The sequence below is a fragment of the Olivibacter sp. SA151 genome (assembly GCF_054130995.1).
Genome location: NZ_CP096391.1, coordinates 2,960,882 through 2,982,100, shown reverse-complemented (window position 1 = coordinate 2,982,100; position 21,219 = coordinate 2,960,882). Strand labels below are relative to the sequence as shown.

The window sequence follows — 21,219 nt, the reverse complement described above, 5'->3', positions numbered from 1 at the left end:
AATTAGGTTAATTGTTCAGATAAAAGTCTCATTTCGATATGAGGTGAATGTTTTTCATACAAAATGGCATATACGGCTCTACAAATGGGCATATCTACCTGATATGTTTTATTAATTTGGTGAATACATTTTGATGCATAATATCCTTCTGCCACCATGTTCATCTCCAGTTGAGCAGATCTAACAGTATAGCCCTTTCCAATCATATTCCCAAAAGTTCTGTTTCGGCTGAATTGTGAGTATGCCGTTACAAGCAGGTCACCCAAATAAGCGGATTCATTAATATCTCGGTTAATCGGATGTACTTTTGCCAAAAAGCAAGCCATCTCACGAATAGCGTTGGAAATAAGAACCGCTTGGAAATTATCACCGTACCCCACGCCATGACATATGCCACTGGCAACGGCATAAATATTTTTCAAAACAGCTCCATACTCGGTTCCATATATATCATCGGATTGAATCGTCTTAATATAACGCGTATTGAGCATAGACGAAAAAACAGAAGCCGTATGTGGAGACGCAGAGGCAATAGTTAGATAAGAAAGCTTTTCCAAGGAGACTTCCTCCGCATGACAGGGTCCGCTAATGACAGCAATGCGATCCAAGGGAACATCGAATCGACTCTGTAAATAGTCGCCGATTATCTGATTTTCTTCCGGAACAATGCCTTTGATCGCGCTTATAATATATTTACCTTGCAATAGCTCTGCTGAAACTGTCGAAAGTGCATCCTTCAGGAACGCTGCAGGTATACTTAAGATCAAGAGATCGCAAGATTTGATAACAGCAGACAATTTGGTTGTTATCTGGTCCGAAGGGATTTTAATTTCTACAGCACTAAGGTAATTTGGATTATGATGGTATTCTCTAATGTAGGATGCAGCTTCCTTGTTTCGCATCCACCAGAAAATGTCTTTTTCCACTTCGTTATCGCTTAACATCTTAATGATGGCTGTCGCCCAGCTACCCCCTCCTATTACGGCTACTTTCTTTTTTCTTTCCATGCGTGTACCAACTCTGCTAAAGTAGGCCAAATTAAGGATTTTTTTACATTACTACTACATGGATTCTTTTTTAGAACTATTACGCCATGTAAACCAAAAGTCTAGGATCGCTCCCAGACTTTGGTTTACTGTGATAACAAGTGTTATACTTGCCCAACAAGATAATAAGACAAATAGACGAGCAGCTGTCAATACCCGGGGTTATTTTCCGTTATACCCTGATTGTAGTTTAATTCAGCTAATGGAATCGGCCACAAATAATGTTTATCAGCAATGGCCACACCTTTATTCTTTTGAAGTATCTCTGATGCTTTACCTGTGCGTTTCAAATCAAACCAACGCTTTCCCTCAAACTGAAATTCATAGGCCCTTTCTTGTAGGATGGAGTCTATCAACGTTTCAGGAGAAAATGACCCAATTTGATAATCGATGTCAGAAGCTGTGTTTATTTCTCTTCCATAAGCACGTCTTTTAACTTGATTTAATGCATCCAGCGCCTCGGCTGTGACACCATTCACCCGTGCCTCTGCTTCAGCAAATAACAGTAATACTTCAGCATAACGATATACGGGAAAATCATTAATTGCCCCGTATTCATTTGCAGCTGCGGGGTCAATGAATTTTTTTTGAAGAACGGTTCCTTCTCCTAGACCGATATTCATTGGATACCACAATTGTTTACGTAAATCCAAGTCACTCCATTCCTTATAAAAATTATTATTAACATTGGAATATTGGGCATAAGCACCTTTTCCACCCCCTTTCATGAAATACCCTGTTTCCGGATGGTTGATAATAAATGGATAATAATTTCCCTGACCTTCTCGTGTATATTTGAAATGAAAAACTTCTTCATCTGTTACGCCTACTCCCGCTCCAAAAATACGTTCGAAGTCATCAACTTGTTGTATAGGAACAAGGGAGAAAAGACCGGATTGCACAAGCTCCGATGCTTTATCTCTTGCCTCCTGATATTTATTGTTGGTTAATAGGTAATCACTTAGCACCGTCTTTGCCATCCATTTAGTAGGCCTTCCCGGCTGTGCAGCATTATCCTCAGGGAGGTAACTTTCTGCAAACCGTAAATCAGCATCAATCAAAGCATAAACTTCCTCAACCGAGCTTCTTGGCACATCCTTTTCTTCCATATTACTTTCAATACGTAACGGTACACCTCCCCAATTACGAACTAAATGAAAATAGCACCAGGCACGCATGAACTTTGCTTCTGCAACATACCTGTTCTTTTCTTCATCATTCATTGCATTACCCTCCGGTACGTGTCTAATGACAAGATTGGCATTTCGGATGGCCAGATAAAATGAATTCCAAAAATCGCCTACTCGATTGGTATTCGTAGCATCTAAGCCACTAAAATCATTAAACTGCGCCCAACTTCCTCTTCCGTAGGCATAATCGCTATGGCACTCCAAGGTAGCATTATAAGAAGCGATGCCCTGCGCTCCTAAACGAATTGGGGGGAAAATCGCATTGACGGCTGCCTCGGCCTCGGCAGCTGTATTATAAAAGGTTTCTTCCAAGATCGACCGTGGTTCCTGATCCAATTCTTTGCTGCAACTCGACAGCGTAAAAAATACCACTATTAGCCATATCCCCAGGCTGTGATGCTTCATCGTATATATTAATTGAGCTTTGTGTATCATATTCTTAAAGTCTTTTTTTGTTAGAAACCAGCTTTCACACCGAATGTATAGGTTTTAGCGATCGGATAACTTAGGTAATCAGAACCACTGGATGGCATCTCCGGGTCATACCATGAATAATTGGTTAATGTGAGCAGATTTTGCCCGCTCACGTAAACCTGTAAACGCTTAAGCCACCCGAGATTAAACTTCTCTACCGGTAAATTATAAGCTAGCTGGATATTCCTTAATCGTAAAAAGGAACCGTCTTCAATCCATCTATCAGACACACGTGCGTTAACGGTATTGCTGATTACCGGATACTTTGCGTTTGGATTCTCGGGAGTCCAATGATTATTCAGCACATCACGCACCATATTCAGTCCGGAAACATAATCCACAGTGCTGCCAATTGAGCTGGCGTTGAAAATGTCATTACCGGTCATCCCTTGTATAAAAAAGGTAAAATCAAAGTTTTTATAAGACATGGAGGAGTTCAACCCATAAATAAAATCCGGATTCGGGTTGCCTATTACCGTTCGGTCTGCGTTACTGATCGATCCGTCACCATTTAAATCTTTGTACTTTATCTGGCCTTTTTCATCATATCCATCTTCTAGATAACCAAAAAACAAGCCCCTTTGTAAACCCTCGCGTAAAATGGTTCTGGAATCACTTACCACATTCATCTTCAGTTCATCGCCAAATATATCGGCTCCTGCATATAATTTTAAGACTTTGCTTCTGTTAAATGCAATATTAGCAGTAACATCCCATTTAAAATCGCCCTTGAAAATGTTAGCATTCAGACCTAATTCAACACCGCTATTACGTATTTGTCCCACATTCTGAAAGGTCGTTGCGTATCCCATTGAAGTGGGAAGTGGAACAGCATTTAATAAATCTTTTGTAGTTTTGCGGTAGTAATCTGCCGTAAAAACAAGCCGATTATCTAAAACACCAAAATCAAGTCCCGCATCGATCTGCTCAGTCGTTTCCCATTTTAAATCCCTATTTGGAAGATCAGTCTCAGGCGCAAACGCTAAGTGCAAATCTTGTCCGAAAACAGTATATCCGCCAGCTAATGGATTAAACGTCGGATAAAAATCTTCAATCTGTGTACCTGTTTTACCCCAGCTTACTCGCAATTTAAGGTCAGATATCCAATTGTGATCTTTCATAAAATCCTCCTGCGAGACTCGCCATGCAAAAGCGCCGGACGGGAAATAACCCCAGCGACTGTCCGTACGGTACCGAGACGACCCATCGGCACGAAAGCTTACCGTAAAAAGATACTTATCATTCAATGTGTAGTTTACTCTTGCCAAATAAGACAGCAAAGTTGATTTATTATAACCTGATGCAGGCACTAAAGGCACCAAAGCGCCGCCTAAATTATCCCATCCGCTTACATTACTAATGAATCCCTGGCCGCTTCCCATCACGTAGCTATTTATAAAATCCTGATAAGTTACACCAGCTAGCGCCGAGAAATTGTGTCGCTCATTCCAAATCTTATTATAATTTGCGGTTAGTTCAACCAATCTACTTTGTTCATTATTAGCCGTAATTTTTGCTTCACCCGTTGAGCCCTGATACCGGTTTGTGCGATACATATTTTCGCGATCATCTCGGTTCTCAATACCGGTTAAGAGTTTAATATTGATGTCTGATATAGGTTTGTAAGTAACGGCTGCATTTGCAAGCACTAAATTTGCTTCCGTTTTGTTTGTTTCTTCGTTTATCCAATTCAATGGATTTATAATATCCGGTGCTGCGATATTGAAGGCGTTTGAGAGCAATCTGTACCCCCCATTATCGTCGTATGGCGTTAATGCAGGAGGTGCCCCTAAAATTGATGATATCAATGAATTACCCCTTGCTCCACCATTACTGTCTTTTCTTCCCGTGATTAATCTACTTAACGTAGCATTAGCATCAACTGTTAGCTTGTCACTAATCTGATGTTGAATACTTCCGCGTAAAGAATATCGATCATAATCGCTTCCTTTGATAATTCCGTCTTGTGCAAGCACACTACCACCGACTGAAAATTGCGTACGTTCATTTCCACCGCCAATATTGAGTGAGGTGCTTTTTATCGGTGCTGAACGGAAAATAAAATCTTGCCAATCGAACGATGGTAAATTATTAATTTGTTCTTGCGTAAAATAAGGGGTAACTCCATCATTTGCAGCACGTAGGTTATAAAACGTGGCGTATTCAGGTCCGGTCATCAAATCCAGTTTTTTTCGGATTTGCTGTATGCCGTAATTAGCTTCAAAATCTACCTGTGTTGCACTTCCCGTACCTTCAACTCCGCCTTGTTTTGTTGTGATAATTACTACACCGTTGGCCCCCCGCGAACCATATATTGCTGTCGCGGATGCATCTTTCAGTATTTCCATACTTTCTATGTCGGCGTTATTTAGGATAGTCGGATTACTCCCCGATAAGGGAAAACCATCCACGACGTATAAGGGCTCATTGCTTCCTAAGATGGAATTGGCTCCCCTAATACGTACGGACATAGCAGGCCCGGGTGCGCCGGAACCCTGATAAACTTGCACGCCAGGTGCCCGGCCTGATAACGATTGCAATGCATTACTTGTTGGAAAAGCATTGATTTCAGTAGCTTTTACTTGCGCCACGGAACCGGTCAAATCTCGTTTTTTTACCGAACCATAACCAATAACAACTACCTCTTCCAACGCTTCCTGCTCTGCTCTAAGGACAACATCAACTTCTTTTCTCTTTCCAATGCGTTCTTCCTTACTTCCGTAACCGGTGTAAGAAAACACAAGTATCGTATTACCGCCAACAGTGGCTTTGTAACGGCCGTTCGGATCGGTTGTGGTGCCGGTGTTGGGTTTTCCCTTTACCATTACCGAAACGCCCGGAAGTGCATTTCCTTGTTCATCCCTCACAATTCCGGTTATCGTGTCTTGTGTTTTTGTGTTGGTCGTATCGCCGGGAATGGTCGGAGTTGGAATCTCTTGTGCTTGAGACAGCTTTATAAATAACACATCGGCAACTAACAAAAAAGCAATCAGTATACTGATGTATTTAAACGATTGCATTAAATAAAATAAGAGTCTAACCACCATAACAGAAGGCTTAATAAATAACGATTAATAATGCAGGGTATGTAACAATTGTCTGTCCACTCTAAGGAGTCGTAGCATATTACTAACGGCTCATCAGCCTTTCTTTTATAGCAATGAGGGTTAAAAACGCTATTTATGAAAAGCTGAAGCGTCAAATACACAATTTGATTATTTAATCAGAAAATTGCAATTGAAGACAGCCAATATTGCTTACATAATTATGGCATGTGGAATGAGAAGGATACTTTGTAGAGAAAGAGAAACAACTAGTTCAATAAAGTGAACTAGTTGTTTCTTTTTGAAAACGTTATTTTTGAGCTTGTACTACTTCCATTTTTTCAGCAAAATGGGCGCAATAGTCGCGTAAATCTCCTATTACGGCTTCCGCTAAAGGATCGCTGCCCGCAGCTCTCAAAAATGAGTCGCCCATAGTATGCAAGGTTTCATAAAAGAAACGTTTCATTTCATCAAGGGGCATGTCCTTTGTCCACAAATCAATACGTAGCGCATTTTTGTAATGATGGTCCCAAAGTGCTAGAAACATTGCCTTGGTTGGTAATGCTTCTTTGTTTTCTCCTTCTGTCGACTCCCAGGTTATATTTTCAGGAATATTAGCGTCATCTAATTCAATTGTTAATTTTATTTCTGCTTTTCTCACTTTATATTATTTTAGTTTATTCATTATCTATTAATAGCTCTACATCAAAAAGAGCCTTGATTTTCTATTAGCCATATCACCAAGATGGTAAAAACAACAAAGCCCATTTCAACAAGCCAAATACGTCTGATTCGTTGAAAAAAAAGACGAAAAAACTGGTCCGCAATGATCAGTATAACAATTAATAGTATGCCAAGTGCAATTCTCTTCCAAGCCAATTGATCAACAATTACACTCCACACCCCCCAAACAGCGAGCAAGGCACATACAATATTGAGCGGAGTCAAACGGAGATTCTTCATCTTTTACGTTTCATATTGCCTTTTGTTGCCCTTTTACTTGCCGTTTTGCTTTTACCGGCTTTATTCACCTTTTTGTTCGCCGCTTTCTTTTCGTGGAACGCCCCTTTGAATTCGGGATTCTCTTTCCGCTTTTGCATATCAATTTCCCTAGCCTGAGCTTGTTTTTCCTCAAAAGGAGTCTTTTCTATAAGCACCTCGGCGGGCAGTTCAGATACAGGAATTTGCTGGCGAATAAGTTTTTCAATCTTCGTAATATAGTACGCTTCCGCTGGCGTACACATACTAATGGCAATGCCCGATTTCGTTGCTCGGCCTGTACGACCAATGCGATGTACATAGTCCTCTATAACAATTGGGATATCAAAATTAATAACGTGGCTTACATCGCTTACATCCAACCCTCTGGCAGCTACATCTGTCGCAACAAGTATTCTTACAGATCCCTCTTTGAAGGCGTTGATAGAGTTGATTCGCGTATTTTGTCCCTTATTGGCATGAATCACCCGCACTTCGTCTTCGCCATATTTTCTAGATAAAAAATGATATATATTGTCAGCGATCGTTTTCGTTTTACTGAAGATGATGAGCCGGTGAAAATCTTCATCATTTTTTAGTAAATATTGCAAGAGATTAATTTTCGTTTTTGTATTCGGCACAAAATATAATTGCTGGCTTACCGTGTTTGCCGGCGTAGCTTGTGGCGACACCTCTACTATAGTTGGAAAAGCCAAAAAATCACCGGCAATTTTATGAACTAGCTCACTCATTGTTGCAGAAAAGAGCAAATTTTGTCTTTTTCTAGGAACAACTTCAAGAATCCTGTGGATTTTTCCGATAAATCCCATATCCATCATTTTGTCCGCTTCATCCATCACGAGCAACTTGATTTGCTTCGTATTAATGTGCTCAGCTAGGTATAGATCCAAAAACCTTCCCGGAGTAGCCACAAGTATATCCACCCCTTTCTCAAGTGCTTCTATTTGCTGCTTAGGCCCTAGTCCACCGTAAAGAACTACCGTACGCAAATCCGTATACTTAGCGAACAATTGTATATTCTCTTCAATTTGCATTGCTAATTCCCTTGTCGGCGATAAGATCAATGCTCTCGGGTCTGATCCCTGGGCATATTTGAGCTTCATAATTATGGGCAATACGTAAGCGGCCGTCTTTCCTGTACCCGTTTGAGCAATACCCATCACGTCCTGCCCGGCAAGTATTGGAGTAATCGCCTTTTGTTGAATAGCCGTAGGCTCTTTATATTCCGCGTCAGCTATTGCGTTCAGTATTTGCCTGTTAAACTTAAAGTCCTCAAATGATTTGTGCATAGCCTGCAAAGATAGAGAATTGATTGGATTGGATAAAATTGTTTATGAAGCCAATTTTGCCTAAGTTTGACTTATCATACTGAACAAAATACTATGTCATCCATTTTAATCAAGGCCGCTACCATTGTAAACGAAGGAACTACTCAGATCGCTGATTTATATATAAACCATGGTATAATAGAAATGATTTCGTCGGAGATTAACCACCCGGCCGATCACATAATTCGTGCGGAGGGTTTACATCTTTTTCCAGGCCTAATCGACGATCAAGTCCATTTTCGAGAACCTGGTTTGACACACAAAGCAGATATATGGCATGAAAGCAGGGCCGCCGTTGCCGGTGGTACTACCAGCTTTATGGAAATGCCCAACACGGTTCCAAATACGTTGACTCAGGGGTTGTTAGCAGACAAATATAGAATAGCATCAAAAAACTCGTTGGCAAATTATTCCTTTTTTATGGGAGCTGCTAATGACAATTTGGAGGAAGTATTAAAAACCAATCCCAAAGATGTCTGTGGTATCAAAGTCTTTATGGGATCATCAACCGGAAATATGCTTGTTGATAACCAAAAGACCTTAGAGGCTATCTTTAGAAATGCACCGATCCTTATTGCAACACATTGCGAAGATGAAGCTACAATACGGCAGAATTTAACAAATTTCAAGAATCAGTATGGCGATAAACTTACGCCGGATATGCATCCTTTGATACGATCTGCCGAAGCTTGTTATTTATCATCTTCAAGCGCAGTAGCACTTGCGGAGAAGTTTGGTACTCGATTACATATTTTACATATTTCGACCGCAAAGGAAACGCACCTGTTTAGAAACGATATACCGCTTAAAGAAAAAAGAATAACGGCAGAAGCATGCATTCATCATTTGTGGTTTAACGATCAGGACTATAAAACGAAGGGCAATTTCATCAAATGGAACCCTGCGGTAAAAACGAAGGAAGACCAAAGAGAAATTCTACGGGCGGTGTTGGACGGAAGACTAGACGTAATAGCTACCGATCATGCGCCACATACGCTGGAAGAAAAATCCAAGCCGTATATCGACGCGCCATCAGGAGGACCTTTAGTACAGCATGCACTCCAAGCCCTCCTTGACTTATACCATGAAGGAAAGCTAACGCTAACGGATATTGCTTGGAAAACCGCTCATAATACGGCAATTTGTTTCCAGGTTGAAAATAGAGGTTTTATTCGTGAAGGTTATTTCGCAGATCTTGTATTAGTTGATCTGAACAAACCATATACTGTAAGTTCATCCAACATCCTATCAAAATGTGGCTGGTCGCCGTTTGATGGACATACATTTAAATCCTCGATTATACATACGATTGTCTCCGGAAATCTGGCTTTTGAAAATGAAAAAATTGTGAGCAACGAACCGGGGAAACGCCTATTATTTGAAAGAGATTAGCTAATTCAGGTAAATTCAATCACAACCATTAGGCAATGGATAGACGAACTCTTTTGCGTTTCATGGGAACTGGCATAGCATATGTCACATCGGCGAATTTGAACCTGCCTACGGTGCAGGCTGCCAAGAAAAACATGCCTAAGATCGCCCCGATTTATCCTGAAAAATTAAAACCGGGCGATACTATTGGTATCATTTCTCCCTCGTCGGCTATTGATGGAAACTTGCCATTTATGCTAGCACAAGAGACATTCGAAGCCCTGGGATTTAAAGTTAAATGGGGTAAACATACCCATGATCGCTTCGGCCATCTTGCAGGGAATGATGAACAAAAATTGGATGACTTGCATGATATGTTCGAAGATACGCGGGTTAAAGCTATAGTTTGCATGCGTGGAGGTTCAGGCGCTGCGAGGTTGTTAGATAAAATAGATTACAATCTAATAAGACACCATCCTAAAATATTTTTGGGATATAGTGACATTACAGCTTTACACGCTGCTATACACAGTCAAACAGGTTTGATAACTTTTCATGGCCCGGTAGGATCGAGTTCCTGGCCGACCCTAGTCGTGGAGCAATTCCGAGATATTTTCTTTAACGGCATCCCCCCACTCTACCGCAATCCATTGAACAAAGGTGACGATCTTATTCCAAGGCAAAACCGTATCCAAACAATTGTCCCCGGTATTGCCAAAGGCAAATTATTAGGTGGAAATCTTACCGTTTTGACCAGTATTGCCGGTTCAAAATATTATCCAGATTTTGATAATAGCATTTTATTTTTGGAAGATGTATCAGAAGAACCATATCGAGTTGAACGCATGTTTTGTCAGCTGAAGCTAAACGGTACACTCGATAAAATCAGAGGTTTTATTTTTGGAAAATGCACAGATTGCTCGCCTAGTGGTGGTTTTGGCTCATTGACACTCGATCAAATTTTAGAAGATTATATTAAACCACTTCGTATACCCGCTTATCAGGGTGCACTAATTGGTCATATTCGCGAGCAGTTTATTCTTCCTGTCGGCGCAGAAGTTACGATGAACGCAAATGAAGGCACATTTCTTGTTGAAGGGAAGATGGTTTCTTAAAATGAATTAGGTCTGTGGTTATTTCTCACAATCCCGTGCAGTATGAAGTTAATTAAAATCGTATTCTTTGCTTTACTTACAATAAGCGCCTGTCAGCGCGAAAAATCCAGCTTTAACAACAAAAAAAACTATAGTCCCGATACCGCTATGTTAGCAACTGCTTTTGAAACTTTTAAGGAAAAAAATCTTACGCATCGTCGATTTAAACACGCAGATATAGAGCCTTTGATATTAAAACGAGAAGAGGGTAAGCTTTTTGAAATAAGTAAGTTAGGTCAATCGGTACAAAAAAGAACGCTTTATCAGCTGAAATATGGCTCAGGAAATAAACGAGTGATGCTATGGTCACAAATGCACGGTAACGAAAGTACCGCTACCATGGCGCTATTTGATCTCTTTAATTTTTTGGAGGGTAGAAATGACCAATTTGATTCCGTTCGAAATCTGCTAAACAAAGAAACAACATTGTACTTTCTACCCATGATCAATCCCGATGGTGCTCAAATTTTTAACCGCAGAAATGCGTTGGACATCGATTTAAATCGAGATGCCCGCGAAACGGCGAGTCCGGAGGCTCGCATACTAAAACATGCTGCCGAAGTTAACAAACCGGCATTCGGCTTTAATTTGCATGATCAACATATTTATTACAACGTTCCGGGCACGTCAAATCCAGCGACAATATCGTTCTTGGCACCAGCTTATAATCATGAAAAAGACATTAATGATGTAAGGGGCCGAGCGATGCAACTTATTGTGGGAATGAATAAAATCTTACAGCAATACATCCCCAATGGTGTGGCTAAATACGATGACACACATGAACCCCGCGGTTTCGGCGACAATTTTCAGAAATGGGGAGCCAGCACGGTGCTCATCGAATCGGGAGGTTATAAGAATGATCCCGAAAAGCAATATATCCGAAAGCTAAACTTTTTGATTATTTTAAACGCCTTGATTGAGATCGCACAAGAAAGTTATACCCAGTATGAACAAAAGGCTTATCAAGATATTCCTGAAAATGCGACTAAACTATGTGATCTATTAATAAGGAATATCCAAGCTGAGCGAGACTCGGTAACCTATCCGATTGATCTAGCGATTAAAAGAGACGAATTGAATGCACCGGACAGTGCATTTTATATACGAGGTAGAATTGACGATGTAGGTGACCTGAAAGATAGTTACGGCTATGAGGAGTTGGATGCGAAAGGGCTTAGTTTTATGAAAGGGAAATTGTATCCGACAGCAATAAATCATCCCAACGAACTCACAAAGGAAAAGGTTATCGGATTATTGCGAGCAGGTTACATTGCTGTTCAAGTTAAAAACGTAGCGAATAATAAACACTATAAATGGCCGCTTCTTTTAACCGGTAACGGAACAATTTATGGCAACAGTCCAACGCTAGGAAGTCAGGCGAATTTTTTCCTTGCTAAAGAGGGTGAACCTAAGTATGCAATTGTAAATGGTTATTTGGTTGACTTGTCGAAAGAGCTGGATGAAAACTTTAAAAATTATATTCAATAATGAGGAAACAGACTGGAAGAAACGAGGTGTCAATCGAACTATTTCACCTTCTTTATGCCCTCTATTTCCCGGTTTGCTAAATAGCGACGCGCTGCTACTACCGTTCGACTTTCAAAATCATCATAATTGGAGGCTCCGGGCACCATACTGTTGATCCTCACCTTGCCTGCGGCGTGGATGAAGCTACCATCGCCTATATATAATGCCACATGGGTTACCTTGGCATTTGAGCTTCTATGCTTTCCTCCAGCAAAAAATAGGAGATCTCCCGGTTTTAAATTGTTAAGTGCTTTGGATAAATCAAGTTTATCATTCGTTAAAATATTAATGGGCTCTCCTACTAAGACTTGTTGTGAAGCGTCTCTCGGAATGATAAAACCATTCATTAAATAGGCTGTCTTTGTAAATCCACTGCAATCAACTCCTTTTATCGATGTTCCTCCCCATAGATAAGGCACACCAATCATTGTTTTTGCAATTCCCAGAACTGCATCTGCTGATGGGTTAAGCCCGTGTCTCCAATCTTCATAATCCAGCGCTATTGCTTTATCGATATAACCACGTCTGCCGTCAGGAAAAATGACTTTAAAAAAATCCTTGAACTCACCCTCTTTTACCAATATATTTCCCATCACTATATCAGAAACTCGCAAAGACCTTCTATCCAGATCACTGTAGACATGCCCGTAGTCGCCTACAACTATTACTTTTTCCTTTCTATTCCAATCATCTATTTCAGGTTTTGTTTTTAACGAAATAGCCGCTTCATCTAGCCAGCTAATATAACCATCGATCGTTCGCACTAGATAGTACCCCTCCTTCTTTCTCAATACATCAACAGGCCAACCGAGCAGTGCTTGACTGGCCATTTCCGCAGCGTTTTTGGGGAACGTACGCATATTACCTACAGAAACATTTATTACACCGAAAGTAGTATCTTGCAGCGCCGCGTCCGGCAAAGTATTAATGAATAAAGGCTGGTTTATATTGGCAGTTTGGTATTGTTCACGAAAATAGGCGGCTGCTACATTGCTGCTCGTTTCAAGTACACATCTTCCTAAAGAATCGGTATAAGCTTCAAAAACAACTGTCCTTTTATCCAATGCATATTTACTGCGTGTGAGCTCTATTAAGTGTACAATTCTTTCTTCTAGGGGCAAATTCTGCTGTGCATTTAACCGCGAACAAAGCCCTAAAGCGAATATAACAAGAATTGTGATCCTTTTCATATAATTCAGATGGAGGTATTAGGTACTAAATTAACGTATATGTCAAGAAGAGCAAATTATCTTTGCATAATTTTTATATAAAAATGCAAAACAACGCATTTTGCGCAACGATTTCTTTTGCATGTCACTTACTTGCCGTTTTTCTAAAGAGTTTTTTTATGTTTGCATCGATATAAATAAAACTAGAATGATCAATCGAAGAAAGTTCATTCGTCAAGGCATTATCGGAACTGTTGCCTTGGGAATTAAGAACGAAACATATGGACATCCACTCTCGTTTTCCGCAAAATCTTCCAAGCCTATTGTCATCTCCACCTGGGATTTTGGGATTGCAGCCAATCAAGCTGCATGGCAAATATTAAAAGAAGGAGGACGTGCATTAGATGCCGTTGAAGCTGGTGTAAAAGTGCCGGAAGCCGATCTTAAAAATGTTACCGTTGGCAAAGGCGGTTATCCTGATCGCGATGGGCACGTAACATTAGACGCATGCATTATGGATGAGAATGGAAATTGCGGGGCCGTGTTAGCTATGGAGCATATTACACATGCCATTTCAGTCGCCAGGTTGGTAATGGAAAAGACACCACACGTAATGCTTGCCGGTGATGGTGCGCTTCAATTTGCATTGGAAAACGGTTTTAAGAAGGAAAACCTTTTGACAAAAGAATCAGAGAAAGCTTGGAAAGAATGGTTAAAAAAAGCTGAGTACAAGCCGATTATGAATATTGAAAATCAGCATTTTTCGCCAAATAAATTACCAGGTAATCAATATAATCACGACACAATTGGTATGCTAGCTTTGGATAAGCGTGGCAACCTTAGCGGTGCCTGCACCACAAGTGGAATGGCTTTTAAAATGCATGGCCGGGTGGGTGACAGTCCCATTATTGGCGCCGGCTTGTATGTAGATAACGAAATAGGTGCTGCTACTTCTACGGGCGTGGGTGAAGAAGTGGTCAGAACCGTTGGAAGCTTTCTGGTTGTTGAATTAATGCGCCAAGGTTATTCACCAGAAGATGCCTGCAAGGAAGCCGTTCAGCGCATTGTAAAGAAAAAACCCGCGAAAGCGAAGGAAATCCAAGTTGGCTTCTTAGCCATGAATAAGCAAGGTGAATATGGCGCCTATGCCCTACAACAAGGATTTTCGTTTGCCGTGTGTAATGAAGAACAACAAGACTTACTTATTAAAGGGAAAAGTATATACTAAATAACGTTTTCGTGTTATGAGTTTTGAAGCCTAGCTTCTTCCGCCAACAACTGATGACTAATAACCAACAACTACATATGACACTCGAAATATGTGCAAACTCACTCGCATCCGCTTTGTCCGCACAACTTGGCGGTGCCCAACGCATCGAGCTTTGTGAGAATTTAAATGAAGGCGGAACAACACCTTCCTATGGAACAATAAAAAGCGTTCGCAAGCTGCTTAAAATAAAGGTATATGTACTGGTTAGACCACGTGCAGGAGACTTCTTTTATTCTGATGATGAATTTACCGTCATGAAAGAAGATATCGGTATATGCAAACAGCTTGGCTGCGATGGTATAGTGATTGGTCTACTAGATCAAGATGGGAATGTAGACATCGAGCGAACGAAAGAATTGGTTAAACTAGCCTCTCCAATGGGTGTTACCTTCCATCGTGCCTTCGACTGCAGCAATGATGGTTTAAAAGCGTTAGAAGATATTATAGAATGTGGCTGCGAACGTATATTGACATCGGGTATGGAAAATACTGCGACAGAAGGAACTGCATTCTTAAAGACCTTGGTTGAAAAGGCAGGTGATAGAATCGTCATTATGCCTGGTTCGGGCATTAATGAACAAAACATTACAGAATTAAAAAAATCGACCAATGCTAAAGAATTCCATACATCAGCAAAAGAACCTATTCCAAGTAAAATGATCTATCACAACATGGCAATAACCAATATGGGCGATACGATCGAGGTAAGTAATGAGCGTAAAATTAGGAGGATAGTAGCGTTGTTAAATAGCTAAAACGTTAAGTAGGCATATAGTTGATTTAACTATTTACCTACTTAACTACTTAACAATTTTACAATTTGCCAATTTCCTGAACCAAGTCGATCAGTTTATTGGAATATCCCCATTCATTATCGTACCAGGAAACGACTTTTACAAAATTATCGTTCAAAGCAATACCTGCTTTTGCATCGAAAATAGAGGTTCTTGCATCCCCTTTAAAGTCTTCTGAAACAACGTCATCTTCAGTGTATCCTAGAATACCTTTTAATTCGCCTTCTGAAGCGTCTTTGAAAGCTTGCTTAATTTCTTCGTATGTAGCTGGTTTCTCTAAACGAGCTGTTAAATCCACTACCGATACATCAGGCACAGGAACGCGGAAAGACATACCCGTTAATTTACCTTTGATTGAAGGGATAACCAAGCCGACCGCCTTAGCAGCACCTGTTGAAGAAGGGATGATATTCTGATAAGCACCACGTCCTCCTCTCCAGTCTTTTACGGAAGGGCCATCCACCGTTTTTTGGGTAGCTGTTACAGCATGTACGGTGCTCATCAAACCTTCAACGATTCCCCATTTGTCGTGCAACACTTTTACAAGCGGAGCCAAACAATTGGTAGTACAAGACGCGTTTGAAACGATATGTTGATCAGGTCTTAGTTCTTTATGATTTACACCCATGACAAATGTAGGCGTGTCGTCTTTAGCGGGAGCTGACATTACCACTTTCTTAGCACCGGCATCAATATGTTTTTGAGCAGTTTCTTGCGTGAGGAACAAACCTGTTGATTCAACAATTACCTCGGCACCTACATCTCCCCATTTCAAATTTGCAGGATCTTTTTCGGCTGTTACACGAATAGTTTTTCCATTAACGATTAAATTTCCATCTTTTGCCTCTACCGTTCCATCAAAACGACCATGTGTAGAATCGTATTTTAACATATAGGCCATGTATTCCGGATCAACTAAATCGTTGATACCAACAACTTCTATACCTTCACGGTTTATAGCAGCCCTAAATGCAAGACGTCCTATACGTCCAAATCCATTAATTCCAATTTTCATTTTAACTAATTTTTATTTAAATAATAATTTAAAAGATTCTGAATCGGCTCTTTAATAACCACTCCCACTTCCATGCCATGATTATTAGCTACTTGCCTTAACCAGGGCTCATAACCGGCAGCCACACTTCCGGTAAAATTTATTTTCGGATAATGATACCGCTCTTTCAACGGAACAAAATACGTTTCAAACAATAAATTGAAACCCTCCATCACCATATTATGAACGAATTCATGACTTTTTTGTTCTGCAACAAAGTCGGCAAAGGAGCTTAGAAATAATGCAGCATTTGGATTCCTGTAAACTTTATCCATAATTTGCTTCCGATCAAGAGGATAATAGCTGGTGAACTTATTCTCGAGATCAATGGGTAAAGTTTCGGATAAATAATTTCGCAGAAGATATCTACCCATCCAATTTGCCGAACCCTCGTCTGCCAAAATATAGCCTAGCCCGTAGTTAGTCTCGTAAATTCTTTTGCCATCATAATAGGCGGCATTGGAGCCACTGCCTAATATCCCTACAAGCGCCTGCTCATTGCCTCCCGTAGCGAGGGCAGCTGCCAGCATATCGTGCTCAACAAGTACTTTGCTATAGCGGAAAAATTCTTTAAAGGCATTGTAAACCGTCTCCTTACGTTCATCAGAAGAGGCACCTGCACCGAAGAAATAAATCTTCTTTATTTTTTCAGCGTAGTTTATCAGACTGTTGTTCTTGTTCAAAACCTGGCTTATGTACCGCTCATCATTATGATAAGGATTAATACCCATAGTTTTAAACCCGGCAACAACCTTACCCTTATCGGCTAATCGCCAATCAGCAAATCTCGAACCACTGTACACTACGGCAATCATCTTAATTGACTAAATCGCTAAAACATTCATCATTTCGATCATATCATCGGCTAATTTAAATTCCTTGCTTCGGAGCGCAACCTCCAAAGGGGTTGTCACAATATCATTTCCCCGCAAACCAACCATTACCCTTGTCTCACCTCTTAATAGCCTTTTAACGGCTGCAAAGCCCAGCCGGCTGGCCAATACACGGTCAAAGCTGCTCGGAGAGCCGCCCCTTTGCAAATGGCCTAATATGGTAACTTTGGTATCATAAAAATCGAACTTTTCCTGAACCCTTTTAGCTACGTTGTATGCCCCTCCATTTTTATCACCTTCAGCAACAATTACAATGGTAGAAGTTTTCTTGTCTTTCGCAGCATTTTCCAATTTTTGAATAAGCTCGTCAATACCTGTTTCCTTCTCAGGTAACAAAATGGCCTCAGCGCCTCCTGCAATACCGCAGTTTAAGGCAATGCAGCCCGAATCGCGTCCCATTACCTCAATAAAAAACAAACGATCATGGGAAGCCGCTGTATCACGGATCTTATCTATTGCATCAATCACCGTGTTGTTAGCTGTATCATATCCCAAGGTAAAGTCGGATCCGTATAAATCATTGTCTATAGTACCTGGTACGCCAACAACCGGAATATCATACTCCCTGGAGAACACTTCGGCCCCGGTAAAAGTTCCATCTCCTCCAATAGCTACCAAAGCATCAATTCCCTGTGCTCTTATATTATCATAGGCCTTTTTACGTCCTTCAGGTGTTCTAAAGTCCAAGCAACGTGCTGTTTTTAAAATAGTACCTCCCAGTTGAAGAATATTACTGACCGAACGACTATTCATATCGATGATATTCCCATCGATCATTCCTTGATATCCATGCAATATACCACTTACTTTTTTGCCTTCATAAATGGCGGTACGAACTACCGCCCGAATACATGCGTTCATCCCTGGAGCATCTCCCCCTGAAGTAAATACGCCTATACGTTTGATTGAATTGTCCACTGTAAATAATCTATATAGGTTTCACTTGAATTTAACTTTCATTATGAATTGAAGAAAACACATCCGCATTGCTCATTAAAATATAGCGTTAGCGTGCGTATTAGGTTGCTTCACTTCACATCAAAGCACGAATATAAGGTGTATTTCTTACACTATTGCTATTTATTTGTATTTTTTTTTACTTTTTCGCATCAGCTTTTATTCTTTCGTTACAAACATTCTAAAAATACTAAAAACGTAGCGGAAGTGGATAAGTTTTTTGCTTTTATAGTTTTCTTCCATAATTTTGAGTTTATTTGCCTAAAGTACCTAACGTTTTGAAATTAGCAATCAATTGCTCAATTTTATGGGCGTCTATGGAACTGAGAATTGGATATTTAATTGAACCTTAAAAAACAGAATTTTGCAATCAAACTTACCACATCTACAATCTATATTTACGGCTGACTGTGTTATTTTTGGTTTTAACGAAGGTGAGCTGAAAGTCCTTTTAATTGAAAGAAATGAATATCCTTTCAAAGATTGGTGGGGACTCCCAGGTTTTTTTGTTGAACACAATGAAACGATCGATGACGCAGTTAAACGTATTTTACTGGAACACACGGGGTTAAAGGGAATATATATGGAACAGCTCTATACCTTCGGTGACCTAAAAAGACACCCTCAAGGAAGAATCATAACGGTGGCATACTATGCTATGTTGCGATTGGAAGCTGTCAACCTCAATCTGAAGCCGTCTACCAACTACGTGAGAAAAGCGCAGTGGCACCCCCTTAACAACCTGCCTGAACTTGCTTTCGACCACCGAAATATAATAGAAAAAAGCATAGAAAAAATACGGCGTAAAGTCAGTCACAGTCCGATAGCTTTTGAACTGCTTCCTGAAAAATTCACGCTTACCCAATTGCAACAACTGTATGAAGCTATTTGGGACAAAAAACTAGATAAAAGAAATTTCAGAAAGAAGATGCTTAAATACAATGTCTTAAAAGAATTGGATGAAAAGCAAAAAGGGGTTTCCTATCGTGCCGCCAAACTGTACAAATTTGATAAGCGAAAATACAATAAGATCTTTAAAAATGAGTTGAACTTTTCTTAAAAAAGTAAAGGGTCTTTAGAAACCCTTTACTTTTTATAGACTATGCCAAGTTTAACTAAGCATTAATTTTCTCTTGATGAAACTTCACCAGGTCGTCGATTGGTGACCGAACAATTCTGCCAAACTCCATACCAAACTCATGCGCCGTCTCCTCCAAGACATTCCGGAAGTTATAAGCTACGGAGCCGATACAGTTAAATGAATATTTTTGATAGTCAGGATAATGAACAACTAAATTCTTAAAGAAATCTTCAAAAGAGCTCTTTACCAATCCTCGTGAATATTCGATATTGATCATGATATCGTAAACGAACTTACTAAAGCTCGCGCAGAATCGATTCGCCAGTGGCTTGGTGTAAACAGCGTCCATTACATCATCCGGCGTAAGCTTAAATGTTTCCCAAAAAACTTCTCTTACATCACTTGGCATGTAGCCACGTACATAATCTGTTAAAAGTTTTTTTCCAATATAGCATCCGCTGCCCTCATCACCCAATATATAGGCTGCAGAATCAATATTCTGAACGATGTCTTTTCCATCATAAATACAGGTATTGGTTCCTGTTCCTAAAATGGCAGCAAATCCAGCTTTGTCTTTTAACAAAGCCCTGGCAGCTGCTAACAAATCGTGTCCTACAAATACTTCCGATCGACTAAATACTTGTTTGATAGCCATTGCAACAATAGCCGCTTTTTCTTCGTTGTGAACCCCCGCACCGTAATAGTTGACCTCTCTTACTTCACTGAACGGCAAATCTTTTGGAAGCCCCTTTTTCAAAGAACTTACAATGTAATCGCTCGATACAAAATAAGGATTATACCCTTCAGTGTTAAAATAGATTTTTTTACCGGAGTCATTGATCAGGCACCAATTCGTTTTGGTTGAACCGCCATCTGCAATAATGATCATGTTATTGGTTTTAGTTAATATTGATTTATATCATTTTCTAATTTAAAAAATTTCTCTCAAGCAAGCGTTCAAAAACAAAATACGCTGCAAAACCTGAAAATCGTGGCACAAAATACACCTTTCAGGATATTATTACAAGTAAATACAGAAAAATTAATACACAATTTTATTATACCGTTTATACAATTGGTATAAAAACAGCTTTAATAGTACTTAAAAACTTGTTTTTGTATCCCCATATTTATGCTAATATATAGTGTACTTTTTACAATTAGCTACTTCATGACACCGAATTGTTTTAGGATATCAAATGGAAATGTACCTTTGTTAAAAAAACCGGAAACATGTTTACAGGCATTATCGAAACATTGGGAATTGTAAAAAATATAAAACGAGAGGACACAAACTTGCATCTAACGATAGCTTCCGATATTTCAGATGATTTAAAGATAGATCAAAGTGTATCTCATAACGGGGTGTGCCTTACGGTGGTGGCTCTTAGTCCTGGCCGTCACACCGTAACTGCTATTCAGGAAACGTTAACAAAAAGCAATTTTGATGAAGTAAAAGAAGGTGACAAATTAAATTTGGAGCGGTGTACATTAGTTGGAAGTCGTTTAGACGGACATATCGTTCAAGGGCATGTAGACCAAACCGCCACTTGTATCCAAATTAAGGATGAGCTTGGAAGCTGGATATATACCTTTCAATATGATCCTTCTGTCGGAAATATCACAGTAGAAAAGGGCTCAATAGCGGTAAATGGAATAAGCTTAACCGTAGTGGATTCAAAAGAAGATAGGTTTTCGGTAGCAATCATACCCTATACGTTTGAGCATACATCTATGCATATGGTAAAAGTCGGTGATCGGGTTAACCTGGAATTTGATATTATTGGAAAATACGTAACGCGTTTAGTGTCATTAGGGAGAATAACCGCGTCTGAATGAATAGCCTATGATAGGTGCCTTTTAGG

18 protein-coding genes are annotated in these 21,219 nt (G+C 40.0%); 7 read left to right on the top strand and 11 right to left on the bottom strand.

Features of this window, described 5'->3' with window-relative positions; all coding sequences use genetic code 11:
* Positions 1 to 2: 2 nt before the first annotated feature.
* From M1D52_RS12195 to M1D52_RS12170, 6 genes are all read right to left on the bottom strand, one after another.
* On the bottom strand, positions 3 to 1,007 hold the full coding sequence (locus M1D52_RS12195) for an NAD(P)H-dependent glycerol-3-phosphate dehydrogenase (protein WP_437360933.1): 1,005 nt from the start codon (positions 1,005 to 1,007) through the stop codon (positions 3 to 5).
* A gap of 188 nt (positions 1,008 to 1,195) precedes the next feature.
* Complete coding sequence (locus M1D52_RS12190; protein ID WP_437392677.1) at positions 1,196 to 2,641, bottom strand: RagB/SusD family nutrient uptake outer membrane protein; 1,446 nt, start codon at positions 2,639 to 2,641, stop codon at positions 1,196 to 1,198.
* A 50-nt stretch (positions 2,642 to 2,691) separates the two neighbouring features.
* Positions 2,692 to 5,757, bottom strand: a complete 3,066-nt coding sequence (locus M1D52_RS12185; RefSeq protein WP_437392676.1) for a SusC/RagA family TonB-linked outer membrane protein — start codon at positions 5,755 to 5,757, stop codon at positions 2,692 to 2,694.
* Between the two features lie 307 nt (positions 5,758 to 6,064).
* Positions 6,065 to 6,415 carry a gliding motility protein GldC gene (gldC, locus tag M1D52_RS12180; protein WP_013667134.1) on the bottom strand — a complete coding sequence of 117 codons (351 nt, stop codon included), beginning with the start codon at positions 6,413 to 6,415 and terminating at the stop codon, positions 6,065 to 6,067.
* A 44-nt stretch (positions 6,416 to 6,459) separates the two neighbouring features.
* The gene (locus M1D52_RS12175; protein ID WP_013667135.1) at positions 6,460 to 6,717 is read right to left on the bottom strand and encodes a hypothetical protein; all 258 of its coding nucleotides are present in this window, start codon (positions 6,715 to 6,717) and stop codon (positions 6,460 to 6,462) included.
* Complete coding sequence (locus M1D52_RS12170; RefSeq protein ID WP_437392675.1) at positions 6,714 to 8,042, bottom strand: DEAD/DEAH box helicase; 1,329 nt, start codon at positions 8,040 to 8,042, stop codon at positions 6,714 to 6,716. The genes M1D52_RS12175 and M1D52_RS12170 overlap by 4 nt, the downstream gene beginning before the upstream one ends.
* A gap of 93 nt (positions 8,043 to 8,135) precedes the next feature.
* Between M1D52_RS12170 and M1D52_RS12165 the strand changes: the two genes are divergently transcribed.
* Genes M1D52_RS12165 through M1D52_RS12155 form a run of 3 tightly spaced genes read left to right on the top strand, consistent with a single transcriptional unit; the run spans position 8,136 to position 12,097 of the window.
* The gene (locus tag M1D52_RS12165; RefSeq protein WP_013667137.1) at positions 8,136 to 9,473 is read left to right on the top strand and encodes a dihydroorotase; all 1,338 of its coding nucleotides are present in this window, start codon (positions 8,136 to 8,138) and stop codon (positions 9,471 to 9,473) included.
* Between the two features lie 35 nt (positions 9,474 to 9,508).
* Positions 9,509 to 10,567, top strand: coding sequence for a S66 peptidase family protein (locus tag M1D52_RS12160; protein ID WP_437392674.1), 1,059 nt, complete (start codon positions 9,509 to 9,511; stop codon positions 10,565 to 10,567).
* Between the two features lie 42 nt (positions 10,568 to 10,609).
* Entirely contained in the window at positions 10,610 to 12,097 is a 1,488-nt protein-coding gene (locus tag M1D52_RS12155) for a M14 family zinc carboxypeptidase (RefSeq protein ID WP_437392673.1), read from the top strand.
* 38 nt (positions 12,098 to 12,135) lie between these two features.
* On the opposite strand, the gene M1D52_RS12150 is transcribed toward M1D52_RS12155, so the two are convergent.
* Positions 12,136 to 13,326, bottom strand: coding sequence for a C40 family peptidase (locus M1D52_RS12150; protein WP_437392672.1), 1,191 nt, complete (start codon positions 13,324 to 13,326; stop codon positions 12,136 to 12,138).
* 187 nt (positions 13,327 to 13,513) lie between these two features.
* Here M1D52_RS12150 and M1D52_RS12145 point away from each other — a divergent pair, with 187 nt between their 5' ends.
* Positions 13,514 to 14,533, top strand: coding sequence for a N(4)-(beta-N-acetylglucosaminyl)-L-asparaginase (locus M1D52_RS12145; protein WP_437392671.1), 1,020 nt, complete (start codon positions 13,514 to 13,516; stop codon positions 14,531 to 14,533).
* 77 nt (positions 14,534 to 14,610) lie between these two features.
* On the top strand, positions 14,611 to 15,330 hold the full coding sequence (locus M1D52_RS12140; protein WP_437392670.1) for a copper homeostasis protein CutC: 720 nt from the start codon (positions 14,611 to 14,613) through the stop codon (positions 15,328 to 15,330).
* A gap of 58 nt (positions 15,331 to 15,388) precedes the next feature.
* On the opposite strand, the gene gap is transcribed toward M1D52_RS12140, so the two are convergent.
* From gap to pfkA, 3 genes are read right to left on the bottom strand one after another with little or no spacing between them, the layout of a single operon-like run.
* Complete coding sequence (gene gap, locus M1D52_RS12135; protein WP_013667143.1) at positions 15,389 to 16,384, bottom strand: type I glyceraldehyde-3-phosphate dehydrogenase; 996 nt, start codon at positions 16,382 to 16,384, stop codon at positions 15,389 to 15,391.
* A gap of 5 nt (positions 16,385 to 16,389) precedes the next feature.
* On the bottom strand, positions 16,390 to 17,238 hold the full coding sequence (locus M1D52_RS12130; RefSeq protein WP_130855838.1) for a hypothetical protein: 849 nt from the start codon (positions 17,236 to 17,238) through the stop codon (positions 16,390 to 16,392).
* Positions 17,239 to 17,247: 9 nt separating this feature from the next.
* On the bottom strand, positions 17,248 to 18,234 hold the full coding sequence (pfkA, locus tag M1D52_RS12125; RefSeq protein WP_309012891.1) for a 6-phosphofructokinase: 987 nt from the start codon (positions 18,232 to 18,234) through the stop codon (positions 17,248 to 17,250).
* A gap of 403 nt (positions 18,235 to 18,637) precedes the next feature.
* On the opposite strand from pfkA, the gene M1D52_RS12120 reads away from it, so the two are divergent.
* Positions 18,638 to 19,333 carry an NUDIX hydrolase gene (locus tag M1D52_RS12120; protein WP_013667146.1) on the top strand — a complete coding sequence of 232 codons (696 nt, stop codon included), beginning with the start codon at positions 18,638 to 18,640 and terminating at the stop codon, positions 19,331 to 19,333.
* Positions 19,334 to 19,388: 55 nt separating this feature from the next.
* On the opposite strand, the gene M1D52_RS12115 is transcribed toward M1D52_RS12120, so the two are convergent.
* Complete coding sequence (locus tag M1D52_RS12115; protein ID WP_013667147.1) at positions 19,389 to 20,243, bottom strand: N-acetylglucosamine kinase; 855 nt, start codon at positions 20,241 to 20,243, stop codon at positions 19,389 to 19,391.
* Positions 20,244 to 20,587: 344 nt separating this feature from the next.
* Between M1D52_RS12115 and M1D52_RS12110 the strand changes: the two genes are divergently transcribed.
* Positions 20,588 to 21,193 carry a riboflavin synthase gene (locus tag M1D52_RS12110; RefSeq protein ID WP_013667148.1) on the top strand — a complete coding sequence of 202 codons (606 nt, stop codon included), beginning with the start codon at positions 20,588 to 20,590 and terminating at the stop codon, positions 21,191 to 21,193.
* The last annotated feature ends 26 nt before the right edge of the window (positions 21,194 to 21,219 follow it).

Excerpts from the sequence above, each read along its gene's own strand:
- M1D52_RS12175 (WP_013667135.1), bottom strand. The coding sequence starts at position 6,717 with ATGAAGAATCTCCGTTTGACTCCGCTCAATATTGTATGTGCCTTGCTC.
- M1D52_RS12165 (WP_013667137.1), top strand. The coding sequence starts at position 8,136 with ATGTCATCCATTTTAATCAAGGCCGCTACCATTGTAAACGAAGGAACT.
- M1D52_RS12195 (WP_437360933.1), bottom strand. The coding sequence starts at position 1,007 with ATGGAAAGAAAAAAGAAAGTAGCCGTAATAGGAGGGGGTAGCTGGGCG.
- M1D52_RS12130 (WP_130855838.1), bottom strand. The coding sequence starts at position 17,238 with ATGATTGCCGTAGTGTACAGTGGTTCGAGATTTGCTGATTGGCGATTA.
- M1D52_RS12190 (WP_437392677.1), bottom strand. The coding sequence starts at position 2,641 with ATGAAGCATCACAGCCTGGGGATATGGCTAATAGTGGTATTTTTTACG.
- M1D52_RS12115 (WP_013667147.1), bottom strand. The coding sequence starts at position 20,243 with ATGATCATTATTGCAGATGGCGGTTCAACCAAAACGAATTGGTGCCTG.
- M1D52_RS12110 (WP_013667148.1), top strand. The coding sequence starts at position 20,588 with ATGTTTACAGGCATTATCGAAACATTGGGAATTGTAAAAAATATAAAA.
- M1D52_RS12160 (WP_437392674.1), top strand. The coding sequence starts at position 9,509 with ATGGATAGACGAACTCTTTTGCGTTTCATGGGAACTGGCATAGCATAT.
- M1D52_RS12145 (WP_437392671.1), top strand. The coding sequence starts at position 13,514 with ATGATCAATCGAAGAAAGTTCATTCGTCAAGGCATTATCGGAACTGTT.
- M1D52_RS12185 (WP_437392676.1), bottom strand. The coding sequence starts at position 5,757 with ATGGTGGTTAGACTCTTATTTTATTTAATGCAATCGTTTAAATACATC.
- M1D52_RS12170 (WP_437392675.1), bottom strand. The coding sequence starts at position 8,042 with ATGCACAAATCATTTGAGGACTTTAAGTTTAACAGGCAAATACTGAAC.
- M1D52_RS12155 (WP_437392673.1), top strand. The coding sequence starts at position 10,610 with ATGAAGTTAATTAAAATCGTATTCTTTGCTTTACTTACAATAAGCGCC.
- gap (WP_013667143.1), bottom strand. The coding sequence starts at position 16,384 with ATGAAAATTGGAATTAATGGATTTGGACGTATAGGACGTCTTGCATTT.
- M1D52_RS12150 (WP_437392672.1), bottom strand. The coding sequence starts at position 13,326 with ATGAAAAGGATCACAATTCTTGTTATATTCGCTTTAGGGCTTTGTTCG.
- M1D52_RS12140 (WP_437392670.1), top strand. The coding sequence starts at position 14,611 with ATGACACTCGAAATATGTGCAAACTCACTCGCATCCGCTTTGTCCGCA.